This is a genomic window from Micromonospora sp. NPDC049900 (assembly GCF_044461025.1).
In the GTDB taxonomy this organism is placed as follows: domain Bacteria; phylum Actinomycetota; class Actinomycetes; order Mycobacteriales; family Micromonosporaceae; genus Micromonospora.
The window spans coordinates 116,802-130,639 of sequence record NZ_JBITKM010000005.1 but is presented as its reverse complement, the minus strand read 5'-3'; the positions used below and the strand labels follow the sequence as shown (position 1 = coordinate 130,639).

11 protein-coding genes are annotated in these 13,838 nt (G+C 71.2%); 5 read left to right on the top strand and 6 right to left on the bottom strand.

Annotation, left to right across the window (positions count from 1 at the left end; all coding sequences use genetic code 11):
* Positions 1–68 precede the first annotated feature (68 nt).
* On the bottom strand, positions 69–479 hold the full coding sequence (locus ACIBMZ_RS14550) for a VOC family protein (protein ID WP_396693757.1): 411 nt from the start codon (positions 477–479) through the stop codon (positions 69–71).
* Between the two features lie 5 nt (positions 480–484).
* Positions 485–934: a helix-turn-helix transcriptional regulator gene (locus ACIBMZ_RS14545; protein ID WP_396693755.1), complete on the bottom strand. Its 450-nt coding sequence runs from the start codon at positions 932–934 to the stop codon at positions 485–487.
* A gap of 262 nt (positions 935–1,196) precedes the next feature.
* Between ACIBMZ_RS14545 and ACIBMZ_RS14540 the strand changes: the two genes are divergently transcribed.
* The gene (locus ACIBMZ_RS14540; protein WP_396693753.1) at positions 1,197–1,694 is read left to right on the top strand and encodes a VOC family protein; all 498 of its coding nucleotides are present in this window, start codon (positions 1,197–1,199) and stop codon (positions 1,692–1,694) included.
* Positions 1,695–1,781: 87 nt separating this feature from the next.
* On the opposite strand, the gene ACIBMZ_RS14535 is transcribed toward ACIBMZ_RS14540, so the two are convergent.
* On the bottom strand, positions 1,782–2,951 hold the full coding sequence (locus ACIBMZ_RS14535; RefSeq protein ID WP_396693751.1) for a hypothetical protein: 1,170 nt from the start codon (positions 2,949–2,951) through the stop codon (positions 1,782–1,784).
* Between the two features lie 467 nt (positions 2,952–3,418).
* Between ACIBMZ_RS14535 and argS the strand changes: the two genes are divergently transcribed.
* From argS to ACIBMZ_RS14515, 4 genes are all read left to right on the top strand, one after another.
* Entirely contained in the window at positions 3,419–5,137 is a 1,719-nt protein-coding gene (gene argS, locus ACIBMZ_RS14530) for an arginine--tRNA ligase (RefSeq protein ID WP_396693749.1), read from the top strand.
* A gap of 323 nt (positions 5,138–5,460) precedes the next feature.
* Positions 5,461–6,912, top strand: coding sequence for a glycoside hydrolase family 43 protein (locus ACIBMZ_RS14525; RefSeq protein ID WP_396693747.1), 1,452 nt, complete (start codon positions 5,461–5,463; stop codon positions 6,910–6,912).
* Between the two features lie 149 nt (positions 6,913–7,061).
* On the top strand, positions 7,062–7,289 hold the full coding sequence (locus ACIBMZ_RS14520; RefSeq protein WP_131053759.1) for a potassium transporter TrkA: 228 nt from the start codon (positions 7,062–7,064) through the stop codon (positions 7,287–7,289).
* Positions 7,290–7,340: 51 nt separating this feature from the next.
* Positions 7,341–8,816 (top strand): cation:proton antiporter, encoded by a 1,476-nt coding sequence (locus tag ACIBMZ_RS14515; protein WP_396693745.1) that lies wholly within the window; start codon positions 7,341–7,343, stop codon positions 8,814–8,816.
* Positions 8,817–8,825: 9 nt separating this feature from the next.
* On the opposite strand, the gene ACIBMZ_RS14510 is transcribed toward ACIBMZ_RS14515, so the two are convergent.
* From ACIBMZ_RS14510 to ACIBMZ_RS14500, 3 genes are all read right to left on the bottom strand, one after another.
* A complete protein-coding gene (locus ACIBMZ_RS14510; RefSeq protein ID WP_396693743.1) occupies positions 8,826–9,539 on the bottom strand; it encodes an MIP/aquaporin family protein in 714 nt (237 codons plus the stop codon).
* A gap of 178 nt (positions 9,540–9,717) precedes the next feature.
* The gene (locus ACIBMZ_RS14505) at positions 9,718–11,334 is read right to left on the bottom strand and encodes an FGGY-family carbohydrate kinase (RefSeq protein ID WP_396693741.1); all 1,617 of its coding nucleotides are present in this window, start codon (positions 11,332–11,334) and stop codon (positions 9,718–9,720) included.
* A gap of 5 nt (positions 11,335–11,339) precedes the next feature.
* Positions 11,340–13,736: an aminotransferase class III-fold pyridoxal phosphate-dependent enzyme gene (locus ACIBMZ_RS14500; protein WP_396694173.1), complete on the bottom strand. Its 2,397-nt coding sequence runs from the start codon at positions 13,734–13,736 to the stop codon at positions 11,340–11,342.
* Positions 13,737–13,838 lie beyond the last annotated feature (102 nt).

The following is a 13,838-nucleotide window of genomic DNA, read 5'->3' as shown; positions in this document are numbered from 1 at the left end:
TCCCTCTGTCTCACCGGCCGGCGGCCGTCACGCGTCCCGCTCCGGCTCGTCGCGTGTCGGCGCGCGGATCAGGCGATCTGCTGGATGCGGATCAGGTTGCCGGCGGGGTCGCGTACGGCGCAGTCGCGGATGCCGTACGGCTGGTCGGTCGGCTCCTGCACGATGTCGGTCTCGCCGGCCTGCAACTGCTCGAACGTGGCGTCGACGTCCCTGGTCGCCAGCACGATGCCGGCGTACGTACCCTTCGCCATCATCTCGGCGACGGTGCGACGTTCGTCGTCGGTGACGCCCGGGTCGGCGTTCGGCGGGTGCAGGACGATGGAGGTGCTGGGCTGGTCGGGTGGACCGACCGTGATCCAGCGCATCCCGCCGTACCCGACGTCGTTGCGGACCTCGAAGCCGAGGGTGTCCCGATAGAAGCGCAACGCGGCGTCCGGGTCGGTCTGCGGAAGGAAACTCGCGTGAATGGTGACGTCCATGCCGGTCACGTTAGTTGCGGCTGCCTGACCTGTGCTTCTCGATTCCTGATCGGTCTGGTCACCTGCTTCGACAGGCACGCCGGGATGCCCGCCGTCGCCTGGGCCGCCTCCCGGCGGTAGACGCTCGGCGGCACACCGACCAACTCGGTGAAGCGGGTGCTGAAGGTGCCCAGCGAGGCACATCCGACCGCAAAACAGACATCGGTGACGCTGAGGTCACCGCGACGCAGCAACGCCATGGCGCGCTCGATGCGCCGGGTCATCAGATAACCGTACGGTGATTCGCCGTAGGCGAGGCGGAACTGGCGGCTCAGGTGCCCGGCGGACATGTTCACGCCACGGGCGAGCGCCTCGACGTCGAGCGGCTGCGCGTACTCACGGTCGATCCGGTCCCGGACGCGGCGCAGTCGCGCGAGATCGCGCAGGTGGGCCGCTTCGGCGGCGCTGCTGGTCACCCGCCGAATGCTGCCACGTCCCACCGACGTTGCCCAACACCGACGATTCCGGGGGCGGCCGACCTGGCCGGTGCGCCGCGCTGTCGGTTCGTGCCTGCGCCGGGCTGTTGCGCCGGGCCCCGGCGTGCTGCCCACCCTGCGTCGCACTGTTGCGCCGGGCCCTCGGCGCGCTGGCGGTCCGGATCTGGGCCGTGGGCCCCGCCGGTATGGTCGGGCAGGTGTCGCGGCCTGGGGCGTCGCGCCGAAGCGGAAGGGGACGACGGTGACGAGTCCGGGTGCGGTGCCACCGGTACGCCAGTTGCGGCTGGTGGTCGAGGCTGACGACTACGAGGCCGCCGTCCGGTTCTACCGTGACGTGTTGGGCCTGCCCGAACAGGCGGCGTACTCCGGCGGCGACGGTGCCGAGGTGGTGATCCTGGACGCCGGCCGCGCCACCTTGGAGATCGCCAACCCGGCACAGAAGCGGATGATCGACGACGTCGAGGTGGGCCGGCAGGTCGCACCGCGCATCCGGGTCGCGTTCGAGGTCGACGACGCGCAGGCCACCACGGACAAACTGGTCGCCGGTGGCGCCGCCGAGGTGGCCCCGCCGACGCGTACGCCCTGGCAGTCGGTCAACGCCCGCCTCGACGCGCCCGCCGACCTGCACATCACCGTCTTCCAGGAGCTGCGCACGCTCGACGAGCGCGCCGCGCTCGACGGCTTCGGCACCGACTCCGGTCCGGCACCGGTCGCGGACGGCCCGCCACCGACCCACTGACCCCGTACCGGCCCGCCAACCGCGTCACCGACCCGCTGACCCGTCGGCCGCGCCACCGGCCCCACGGGCCGGTGGCGTGGCCGCCGTTCAGAGGCTGCGGTTCGTCCAGCTCCAGTAGCTGCCGTTCCACCATCGGCTCCACAGGTTGCCGGCGGTGTCCCGCAGGAAGATCGCCGGCCGGGTGGAGTTCTGCGGCGCGAGCACCGCGGTGCCGGTCAGGGCGGGCCGGAACGGCGGGCTCTGGTCACTCCAGTACCAGTCGGACCCGTCCCAGTAGTTGATCCACAGGCCGCCCCCGTCGGTGGCGAAGAAGGAGAACGGCGAGGTGCCGTTCACCGAGAGGGCGCCGAGCGTGCCCGGGACCAGCTGCTCCGGCGGTGAGCCCAGGTTGTGCCACTCCCACTGGGTACCGGTCCACCAGCGCAGCCAGGCGTTGTCGTCGCTGCCGGTGGCGAGCAGGTACGGGCGGGCGTCCGGTGCGACCTGCACCGCGCTGCGGGCGCCGAAGGGCGTACCCGCGTCGGTGAGCCAGACGCCGGGCGGCTGGCCGAGGTCGACCCAGGGCGCGGCCGTGTCGGCGAAGCGGGTGGTCCAGAGTCGGCCGACGTTGCTGACGGTGTAGACCTGCGGCGTGCCGTTCTCCAACAGCACGCCGACCGGGCCGGTGGACGCGATGCCGTCGGGCGGCGAGCCGATGTTCGTCCAGTTCCACACGGCCCCGTTCCACCAGTTCACCCACACCGTCTCGTCGCCGTCGCTGCGGACGAACAGGTACGGGCTGGTGTCGTTCACCGCGACCGCCGCGAAGCTCGGCCAGCTCACGAAGTTGGCTCCCGGCGGAGCGCCCTGGTTGCGCCACTGCCAGCTCGTCGCCGAGCGCCACAGGCTCCAGACGTTCTGGTCGGTGCCGAGGAGGAAGGCGTACGGGCGGCTGAAGCCGTCGACGATGGTCACGCCGATCGGCATCCGCAGGCCGACCCCCGGCGGTGTGCCCATGTTCGACCAGTTCCACTGCTCGGACTGGTCCTGCCAGTTGATCCAGAGGTTGCCGTCGGTCCCGATCACGAACACGTACGGATACCGGTCGCCCACCGCGACCGCGCCGACGATCTGCCGGGTCGACGGAGCCGTGCTCGCGGCGGCTGCGGTGAGCTGCGGCGTGTCGGCGGCGGCCGGTGCCGCAGCCACCGGTGTGGCCCCCAACGCGATCGTGGTCGCGACGGCCAGGAACCGGCGCGTGATGGTGCTGCCTCGCATGCTGTCCTCTCGTGGCAGGAGCATTCCCGCAGGGAGTATGAGCGCCGCTCGGATCACCGCAGCCGGTAAGGCGACCCGATCGACTTCCCGACACCGTCCACCCCGATCTCCCGCCACCGCAACGGAATCGGCGACTGCATGGGGTGGGCCGATGCTGCGGATCGGCCCACGGGGGGTGGCGGCGTCGGACATCGTCGGTTGAGGCGGCGCGCTCGGGTCGGCGTGACCGGTTCGCCCGGCCGCGACGGGTGGCGCGACTGCCGCCGCGTACACTGATCAGCACCTGGCCGTGGATCGCGGCCCTCGCGCGAGGTGGTGATGGACATGGTGCTGGTCACCGTCCGCCGCTCGCGCCTGCGACGACGATAGTCGTCCGCTTCTCCGCGCGTTCCTCCCGTCGTGCCCGTCCCCGCGCGGGCGGCCGACGTATCTCGTGACGATCCTGCCCATCCGCACCGGGAGTCCCCGTGACCGTGCCCTCGTTGGCCTCGTCGTTGTCCGCCGCCGTCACCACCGCTGCCGCCGTGCTGCCGGGGTTCGCCCCGCTGGTGCGCCGATCCGAGCGGGCCGACTTCCAGGTCGACGGGGCACTGGCGGCGGCGCGAACGCTGCGGCGCAACCCCCGGGACGTGGCGGCGGAGATCGTCGCGGCCCTGCCGGTCGGTGGTCTGGTGGCCGCCGCCGAGGTCGCCGGGCCGGGATTCGTCAACCTCGGCCTGACCGACGCGGCGTTGCTGGCCCAGGTCGCCAGCCGGCTCGCCGACCCCCGGCTCGGCGTCGGCACCCCCGAGGCGGGCGTCACCACCGTGGTCGACTACTCGCAGCCGAACATCGCCAAGGAGATGCACGTCGGCCACCTGCGGTCCACGATCATCGGCGACGCGCTGGTGCGGATCCTTGAGCACCTGGGCGGGACGGTGGTGCGGCGCAACCACGTCGGCGACTGGGGTACCCAGTTCGGGATGCTGATCCAGTACCGCTCCGAGCATCCCGCGCCGGACGCGGAGGATTCCTCCATGCGGGCGCTGGCCCTGCTCTACCGCCGGGCACGTGCGGCGTTCGACGCCGATCCGGCGTTCGCCGAGCGGTCTCGGCGGCGGGTGGTGGCCCTCCAGGGCGGCGACCCGGAGACGACGCGCGCGTGGCGGCAGATCGTGGCCGAGTCGACCCGGTACTTCACCGAGGTCTACGACCTGCTCGGCGTGCGGTTGACCGACGCGGACGCGGTGGGGGAGAGCGCGTACAACGCCGCGCTGCCTGGGGTGGCCGCCGACCTCGCCGACCGGCAGGTGGCGGTGACCAGCGACGGCGCGCTCTGCGTCTTCTTCGACGACGTGCGTGGGCCAGACGGCGACCCGACGCCGTTGATCGTGCGCAAGCGCGACGGTGGGTTCGGGTACGCCGCCACCGACCTCGCGGCGCTGCGGCAGCGGGTCACCGAACTGCGCGCCGACCGGCTGCTGTACGTGGTCGACGCCCGGCAGGCGTTGCACTTCCGGATGGTGTTCGACGCCGCGCGGCGGGCCGGCTGGCTGCCGCCGGACGTGCCCGCCGCCCACGTGGCGTTCGGCACCGTCCTCGGTCCCGACGGGCGGCCGTTCAAGACCCGGGCCGGGGACACCGTCCGCCTGGTCGACCTGCTTACCGAGGCGGTGGACCGGGCCCGTGAGGTGGTCGCCGCCAAGAACCCGGGCCTGACCGACGCGGCACGCGACGAACGGGCCCGGCAGGTCGGCATCGGCGCGGTCAAGTACGCGGACCTGGCCACCAGCCGGACCCGCGACTACACCTACGACCCGGAGCGGATGCTGGCGTTGACCGGCAACACCGGCGTCTACCTCCAGTACGCGCACGCCCGGGTGCGGTCCATCCTGGCCCGCGCCGACGGCGCCGACGAGACCGTCGACCCCGGCGTCACCCTGGACCAGGCGGAACGCGCGCTGATCCTCGACCTGGACGCCTTCGCCGACGTCCTCGACGAGGTGGTGGCCGGGTACGAGCCACACCGGCTCTGCGGGCATCTGCACCGGCTGGCCCAGAGCCTCACCACGTTCTACGAGCGGTGTCCGGTGCTGTGGGCCGAGCCGCCGTACCGGGGCAACCGGTTGGCGCTGTGCCGCCTCACCGGCGACACCCTGCGTACCGGCCTGGGGCTGCTCGGTATCGACGCCCCCGAGCGGCTCTAGCGCGGCGTTCGGCGCAAGCGTCGTCGCCGCAAGTCGTCGGGGTAAGGCTTGGATGTAAGGAGGGGTCCCCTGCTATACACCAGGCGATAGCAGGGGACCCCTCCTTACATCCACCGGCAGCCGCTCCGGCGGTCCGTCGTAGCGAACGTTCACACCGCCGCGACGGCTCGCACGGATCGACGGATCGACGCTCGTCTTGACACTGGGCGGAGGGGCGTCGAGACTTCGAAACAAGCCCGAAACAGTGATTCTCGCCGATCGGTTTCGAGGGGCTTGTTAGCGCTAACAGTCGTTCGATCCGGTGTGTTTGAGGAGAGTCGCCGATGCCGAGAGTCCTGGCCCGGGTGAGCGCCCTGCTCACCGCCTTCCTGTTGATGGTGTCCGCCGCGCCCGCGCCGCGCGCCGACGCCGCCGCACTCGACCCGTTCACCGGGTACCTGATGGCGCACTTCATCGGGGAGTCGGCGAACGGGGAACAGCTCTACCTCGCCCACAGCCGCGACGGGCTGACCTGGCGCGACCTGAACAACGGCGCGCCCGTCCTGCTCTCCACCGTCGGCACGAGGGGCGTCCGGGACCCCGCCCTGGTCCGCTCGCCGGCCGGTGACCGCTACTGGATCGTCGCCACCGACCTGCGCATCGCCAGCGGCACCTCGTGGAGCGACGCGGCCAACCGGGGCAGCACCAACCTGGTCGTGTGGGAGTCGCGCGACCTGGTGAACTGGTCCGCGCCGTGGCTGATCAACGTCGCCGGGGCGATCCCCGGCGCCGGCAACGCCTGGGCACCCGAGGCGATCTACAACCAGGCCACCGGCGACTACGTCGTCTACTGGGCCACCAACTCCGCGCGCAACGGCGTCACCAAACACCGTATCTGGTACGTGCGGACCACCGACTTCCGCAGCTTCACCGCACCCCAGCTCTACATCGAGCGTCCTGGCAGCCAGGGGCTGATCGACACGCAGATCGTCGAGGTGGCGAACAGCGTCGGCGGCTACCGCTACTACCGGGCCTCCGCCGACGGGCACATCACCATCGAGGCCAGCAACTCGATCCTCGGCTCGTGGACCACCCTGGGCAACCTGTCGCACCTCGGCATCTCCAACGGCACCGGCGGCGGCAACGTGGTGGAGGGGCCGATGTGGGCCCAGTTCAACGGCCGCAACGAGTGGGCGCTCTGGCTCGACCAGTACGCCACCGGGCGCGGCTACCTGCCGATCACCTCGACGAACCTGGGCGCCGTCACCAACTTCCGGACCCGCACCGACTACGCCATGGGCGGCACCCGCAAGCGGCACGGTTCGATCCTGAACCTGACCGCGGCCGAGGAGAGCCGGGTGCTCGCCCGCTGGGGCACCAGCACGCCGGTCAACCGGATCCAGGCGTACACCCACCAGGACCGGTACGTGCGGCACGTCAACTACGACGTGCGCATCGACCCGAACGTCAACCCGGCCCAGGACGCCCAGTTCCGGGTGGTGCCCGGACTGGCGAACGCCTCCGGACACGTCTCCTTCGAGTCCGTCAACCATCCCGGGTACTACCTGCGGCACTACGGTTTCGACTTCGTGCTGGCGGCCAACGACGGCAGCGCGGTCTTCGCCGCCGACGCCACCTTCCGGCAGGTCGCCGGGCTGGGCAACGCGTCCTGGAGTTCGTTCCAGTCCTACAACTACCCGGACCGCCACATCCGGCACTACGACTACCAGTTGCGGCTCGACCAGATCGGCGACACCCAGGCGCGCAACGACGCCACCTTCCGGCTCACCTCCTGACGGTACGCCCGGCAGACCCGCCGGCTCCGGCGCCACCCCCCGGCGCCGGAGCCGGCGCGTCGTCGACCACTCGGTGGTGGAGTGTCACGGAAGGCCGGCGGGCTCGTACGATTGCCCCGGGATCGTGGACAGGACAGCGGGGAGGGGTCATGGGCAAGGGCATCTACGTGCAGGAACTGCCGGGCATCGGCAAGCGGTACGACGTCGACCTGGGCAGCAACACCCAGCGGATCTCGATCGTGGTACGCCGCGACGGCAACCGTGACCTGTACGTCTTCGCCGCCGGGGCGGACGACCCGGTGGCCGTGATCGAGATGTCGGAGGAGCAGGCCCGCAAGGTGGGCGCCCTGCTGTCCGGCACGTACTTCTCCGAGTAACCGGCGCGCCGCCCGCTCCGCTCCCTCTAGCCCGCTCCAGGAGTCCTCACCGTGCACGCTGACCTCGTGGGCTTCGGCGCCCTTGTGCTCATCGCCGGGTTGCTGGCCCGCTTCGGCCGCCGGATCAACCTGCCGACCGTGCCGTTCTTCATGCTCGCCGGCATCCTGTTCGGGCCGGGCACCCCGGGGCCCGTGCTGGTCGCCCACCCCGAGGACCTCAGCCTGCTGGCCTCCCTCGGCCTGGTGCTCCTGCTGTTCCACCTGGGCGTGGAGTTCCCGGTCGAACAGGTGCTCGGGAGCGGCAAACGGCTGTTCGTCGCCGCCGCCTCGTACATCGCCCTGAACGTCGGGGCCGGGCTCCTCTTTGGGTACGCCCTCGGCTGGGGTGGCTACGAGGCGTTCGTGATCGCCGGGGCGCTCGGCATCTCCTCGTCGGCCATTGTCACCAAGCTACTCATCGAGTTACGTCGGCTGGCCAACGCCGAGACACCGGTGATCCTCGGCATCATCGTGATCGAGGATCTCTTCCTCGCGCTCTATCTGGCGCTGCTGTCGCCGTTGCTCTCCGGCGCCGGGTCGGCCGGCGAACTCACGCTGCGCATCGGGCTGAGCTTCGCGTATCTGGTCCTCCTGTTCGCGGTGGCCCGGTTCGGTGCCCGCCTGGTCGGCAAGGTGATCGACAGCCACGAGGACGAGTTGCTGGCGGTCCTGATGGTCGGGCTGGTGGTGCTGGTCGCCGGCATCTCGGCCGAGATCGGCGTCTCCGACGCCATCGGCGCGCTGATGATCGGTCTGGTGGTGGCCCGTACCCCCATCCGGGAACGGGCCGAACGCCTGGTGCTGCCGCTGCGGGACGTCTTCGCGGCGGTCTTCTTCGTGGTGTTCGGCCTGAGCATCGACGTCGGCGACTTCGGCTCGGTGGCGCTGCCGGTGCTGGCGGCGGTCGCGCTGACCATCGTGACCAACGTGCTGGCCGGTCTGATCGCCGGGCGGCTGTTCGGGCTCAACCAGCGGGGCGCGGCCAACGTCGGGTTGACGGTGCTGGGACGCGGCGAGTTCTCACTGATCCTGGCGACCCTCGCCCTCGGCGCCGGTCTGGACGAGCGTCTCGGCCCGTTCATCGCCCTGTACGTGCTGGTGCTGGCGGTGGCGAGTCCGCTGCTCGCGGCGAACTCCCGCTACCTCGCCCGGGTCATCCCGGACCGGCTGCTGCACTCCAGTTGGCGGTACGTGCGGGAGGAGACGATGAGCACCGCCTGCACCCACCTGGACCGCATCCAGATCACTGAGAGCGACGCCGAGGCGTGCCCGCAGTGCCTGGAGACCGGCGACGACTGGGTGCAGCTGCGGATGTGTCTCACCTGCGGCGCGGTCGGTTGTTGCAGCGACTCGGTCAACAACCACGCCGAGGAGCACTACCGGCAGACCGGCCACCCGTTGATCCGTTCGTTGGAGGAGGGGGAGGAGTGGCGGTACTGCTACATCGACGGCGCGCTGGTCCGGGCACCGATGGGCGCCGACCGGTGAGGTGGGCGCTCAGCGTCCCGCCGGTCGGGGCGTACCGACCCGGGTGACGCCGGAGCCGTGCTCGACCAGCGGCGCGACCAGCGCGGCGAGGACTCCGCCGAGCAGCGGGAAGACGATGAACACCCAGAGCTGGCGGAGGGCGGTCCCACCTTCGAAGATCGCCGGTCCGAAGGCGCGCGCCGGGTTCACCGCCGCCCCGGTCAGCGCCACGCCGACCAGATTCGCCACGGCGAGGGCCAGCCCGATGGCCAGGCCGGCGAAGCCGGACAGGTCGGTGCTGCGCTTGCCCACCACCAGCACCACCAGGACGAACAGGAACGTCAGGACGGTCTCCAGCAGCATCGCGCCACCGGCGTTGATGTGGGTGCCGTAGCCGTTGGTGCCCAGCACTCCGGTCTGGTCGGTCACCCCACCCCAGCGGACCAGCACCCAGAGCAGGAAGGAGCCCAGGGCGGCACCGGCGAACTGGGCGACCCAGTACGCCACCGCCCCGACCGGCGAGATCTTGCCGGAGAGCAGGACGCCGAGGGTCACCGCCGGGTTCACGTGGCTGCCGGAGAGTTGGCCGATGGTGTAGACCAACGCCAGCATGACGAACCCGAACGACAGCGCGACCACCACCACGCCACCCTCGACGCGGGCCGCGACGGCGCTGCCCACACCGAGGAACACCAGCAGGAATGTGCCGATGAACTCGGCCACGTACCGCCTGACGTCGACCATGGCGTCAGTCTCACCCACCCGGTCACCCGATACCCCCCGTTTCCCCTGATCACCCCTAACTCTCACCCGGCCTGCTCCTCGCCGATCATGGAGTTGTGGTGACCGCGAATGCCCTACACCGGTGCAATTACTGACCACAAGTCCATGATCGACGGGGTGGGTGTCGGTCGGGCGCCGGTCAGCTTCGGGGGGCGCGGGGCCGGTCCGGGCGGTTCAGGCGTCGGTAGAGCGGTGCCAGTCGACGGTGCAGTTCCCGGTAGTCGGCGAAGACCTCGTCGTAGGTGGCCCGCAGCGTCGGGTCCGGGGTGAAGACCCGGTCGGTCCGCATCAGCGCGGGGACGTCGGCGAAGGTGAGCAGTCCGGTGCCGACCGCGCCGATCCAGCCCGCGCCCCGGGCGTTGACCGCCAGCGGCTGGGCGTCGCGCCGGATCTCCACGTCGAGCACGTCGGCGAAGATCTGGCACCAGGAGTCCGACAGCGCGCCGCCGCCGGTGATCGCCATCGAGGTGACCCGGGAGCCGAGGAACCGGTCCACCGCGCCGGCCAGCCAACGGGTGTTGAAGGCGACCCCCTCGAAGACCGCCCGCAGCAGGTCGGAGCGGTTGGTGTCGAGCGAGATGTTGAGGAAGGCGGCGCGCAGGTTCGGGTCGTCGACGGGGGCGCGTTCGCCGTACAGCCAGGGGGTGTAGAGCACGCCGTTGGCACCTGGCGGCACGGTCGGGATGATCGCGTCGAACGCGTCGAAGATGGTGCCCTCGTCCCGGCTGACGTGCCCAGCGGCGAGCAGCGGGTCGTCGTACTCCACGATCTTGTCCCGCAGCCAGGTCAGGTTGGCCCCGGCGGTGGCCTGGAGTGCGGTCATCAGGTAGCGGTCACCGATGGCGCAGGGCACCGACGCGATGCCCGCCGCCACGTCGGTCTTCTTGCCCGGCACGTGCGCCGCGATCCAGGACGAGGTGCCCAGATAGAGGTGGGGCTCGTGGTCGCCGGTGGTGCCCGCACCGATCGCCGCTGCGGTGTTGTCGATCGCCCCGGCCACCACCTCGACCGACTCCGGCAACCCGAGGTGACCGGCGGCGGCGGGGGTCAGCGTGCCGATCACGTCGGTGCAGGCCACGATCGGCGGCAGCTTGTCGGCGTCGATGCCGCAGTCGGCGACCAGGGCGGGGGAGTAGCGGATGTCGCCGGGCCGCCGGTTGTCGGTCACCCACGAGGTCAGGATCGAGTCGACGGTGGCCACCGTCCGCCCGGTCAGCTTCAGGTTGATCCAGTCGAGCACGTTGAGGAAGGACGCGGTCCGCGCGTACACCTGCGGCATCTCGTCGCGGACCAGCAGCATGTGCGCGGCCGGGTCCTTGCCGGTGGGCGAGGGCATCCCGCCGGTGAGCCGCAGCCACCGCGCGATGCGGCGCACCGACATCCCCTGGTACGCCGGGAAGCCGCCGAACTGTCGACGCAGGTGCGGTGCGCCGCGCATGTCGAGCCAACTGATGCACGGTGTCAGCGGGTCCCCGGCGACGTCCACCGCGATGGTGCCCTCGCCCTGCGTGGAGGCGCAGACCGCGCGGACCGCCCGCATCTGCTCCGGATGCGCCCGGCCCAACTCGGCGGCGACCTCCCCGAGCGCGGTCCACCAGGCCATCGGATCCTGCTCGGCACCGCCGCCGGGCAGCACGTCCAGCGGCACCGGCCGCTCGGCCCACCCGGTCACCGTGCCGTCGGCGGCGACCAGGGCCGCCTTCATCCCGGACGTGCCGAGGTCGATCGCCAGGATCTGCGGCGCGCTGGCCGCCACCCGCCTCAGACCCCTTCGACCTGCGCGAAGACCCGGTCGAACCGGGCCAGCGCGTCGTCGATCACCGCGTCGGTGTCGGCCATCGAGGTGTACATCCGGGACCCGGCCAGCGTGACGATGCCGTGCGCGGTGTACGCGGCACCCATCTGCTCCATGAGTCGCTTGCGGGCCTTGTTCTCGCGCAGCAGCTTCACCGGGTTGCGCATGTCGAGCAGCATCACGCCGCTGCACTCCAGGTGCACGATCGAGCCCTGGTTGTACGCGACGTACGGCAGACCGTACGTGTCGATCAGCCGTTGCAAACCCCGGGTGAGCCGGTCCCCGGCGCGTCCGGCGATCACCGGCGCGTTGGTGCGGGCCATCTCCTCGATGGCGTAGTACCCTGCCGCGCAGGACAGCGGGTTGGCCGACAGCGTCCCGCCGACCTGGATGTGCGCGCCGCTCTTGCCGTCCAGCCCGGAGCCGAAGACCGCCATCACGTCGGACCGGCCGCCGACGCCACCGGCCATCGGGTACCCACCGGAGACCGCCTTGCCCAGCACGGTCAGGTCCGGGGTGACGCCGAAGTAGCCGGCCGCGCCGCCCAACCCGAGGCGGAAGCCGGTGACCACCTCGTCGAAGACCAGCAGCGCGCCGAACTCGTCGCACAGCTCGCGGACCCCGGCGTTGAAGTCGCGGGGCGCCGGCCGGGTGCCGGACTCCGGGCCGACCGGTTCGACCACCACCGCCGCCGTGCCGCCGCGCAGCCGGTTCTCCATCAGCTTGCGCTTGAGCTGCCCGAGGTCGTGCGGGAACGCCTCCCGGGTCCGGCTGGTCGCGCCGAACGGGATGCCCTTGGCGTTCATCCGGTACGTGCCGGGCACCCGCAGCCCATACACCATCGTGTCGGACCAGCCGTGGTACGCGCCGCCGACCTTGATCACCATCTTCTTGCCGGTGAACGCGCGGGCACCCCGGACCGCCGCCATCACCGCCTCGGTGCCGGAGCCGAGGGAGCGGTACATCTCCACGTGCGGCATGTACCGGTGAATGATCTCGGCGAGCTTGAGTTCGTACTCGTGAAACAGTCCGGTGACCGGCCCGGAGGCGCGGACCACCTCGGCCACCCGCTCGTTGACCGGCCCGTAGTTGCTGCCCAGGATGGTCGGCCCACCGGCCTGGAGGAAGTCGATGTAGGTGTTGCCGTCCCGGTCGACCAGGTACGCCCCGTCGGCCTTGTCGATCGCCAGCGGGAACGGGTAGTTGAAGGCCAGGTTGTGCTGCACCCCGCCGGGGATGCGCCGCTTGGCCCGGTCGGTGATCTCCCTGCTGGCCCGGCACTTGGTCTCGAAGTAGTTCAGCACGTCCAGCATCGCGTCGTGGCGCAGCCCGCGCAGCGGCTGGGCGGTCAGCGCCTTGAGCCGGCGCATCACGTCGTCGACGTCCGGATACTCGCTGATGGCGTACCCGAGCCGGGCGGACTCCGCCCCCGGCGCCGCGCCCTCCTCGACGGCCGGGGCGTCCCCGGCCCCGACGTCGGCAGCGGTCCCGGCGTCGGCCTCAGCGCCCGCGTCGGCCTCAGCGCCCGCGTCGGCCTCAGCGCCCGCGTCGGCCTCAGCGCCCGCGTCGGCCTCAGCGCCCGCGTCGGCCTCGGTGTCGGCGGCGGCCCGGGTGGCGGCGGCCGTCGCGTCGGCGCTGGGCAGGTCCTCGTCGGCGGGTACCCGCAGCGGCTCGACCGCCTCGGTGATCTGCGCGGCGATCCGCTTCTCGTCGGCGCGCAGCTTGCCGAAGGCGATCTCACGGATCGCGGTCGGAATGGTGTAGACCCTGCCCGTCTCGCTGGTCAACGCCAGCAGGTACGCGATGGAGACCTTCTCCAGCAACGCCATGTTGAACACCGCCCGGTCCGGGTCGGTGCCCACGGCCACCACCCCGTGGTTGGCGATGATGAAGGCGTTGTCGCCGCTGGCCACCTTCTTCTGCACGTTGCGGGCCAGGAAGCCGGTGCCGGACGGGGCGTAGTCGATGATCGCCACCTCCCGGCCGAGGAAGCGCACCTGCTCGTCGGTGAGCGCCGGGATCGGCTTGCGCAGGAAGGCCAGCGCCGACGCGTACGGCTGGTGGGTGTGCACGATCGCGTTGACGTCCGGGCGTTCCCGATAGATGTTGGCGTGCATCCCGCACTCGATGGACGGCTTGAGGTCGGCCCCGGTGCCATCGGGCACGTGCTTGCCGTCGAAGTCGACCAGACAGATGTCCTCGACCCGCATCCGGTCGTAGTCGTAGTTGCTCGGGGTCACCGCGTACAGCCGGTGGCCGGGCACCCGCACCGAGACGTTGCCCTCGGTGGCCTTGAGATATCCCCGGGCGAGCATCGTCCGGCACATGTCGACCACGTGTTGTCGGGAGAGTCGGTGCTGCACGGTGCGCTCCTCGGTCGGCTCGGCGGCGGGCTCCATCCTCGCCCGGCCCACGAGTCGAGACACCGTCCCGTCGGCAGCGAGAATCAGCGGCTCATTTATCCC

Excerpts from the sequence above, each read along its gene's own strand:
- ACIBMZ_RS14550 (WP_396693757.1), bottom strand. The coding sequence starts at position 479 with ATGGACGTCACCATTCACGCGAGTTTCCTTCCGCAGACCGACCCGGAC.
- ACIBMZ_RS14535 (WP_396693751.1), bottom strand. The coding sequence starts at position 2,951 with ATGCGAGGCAGCACCATCACGCGCCGGTTCCTGGCCGTCGCGACCACG.
- ACIBMZ_RS14525 (WP_396693747.1), top strand. The coding sequence starts at position 5,461 with ATGCCGAGAGTCCTGGCCCGGGTGAGCGCCCTGCTCACCGCCTTCCTG.
- ACIBMZ_RS14520 (WP_131053759.1), top strand. The coding sequence starts at position 7,062 with ATGGGCAAGGGCATCTACGTGCAGGAACTGCCGGGCATCGGCAAGCGG.
- ACIBMZ_RS14510 (WP_396693743.1), bottom strand. The coding sequence starts at position 9,539 with ATGGTCGACGTCAGGCGGTACGTGGCCGAGTTCATCGGCACATTCCTG.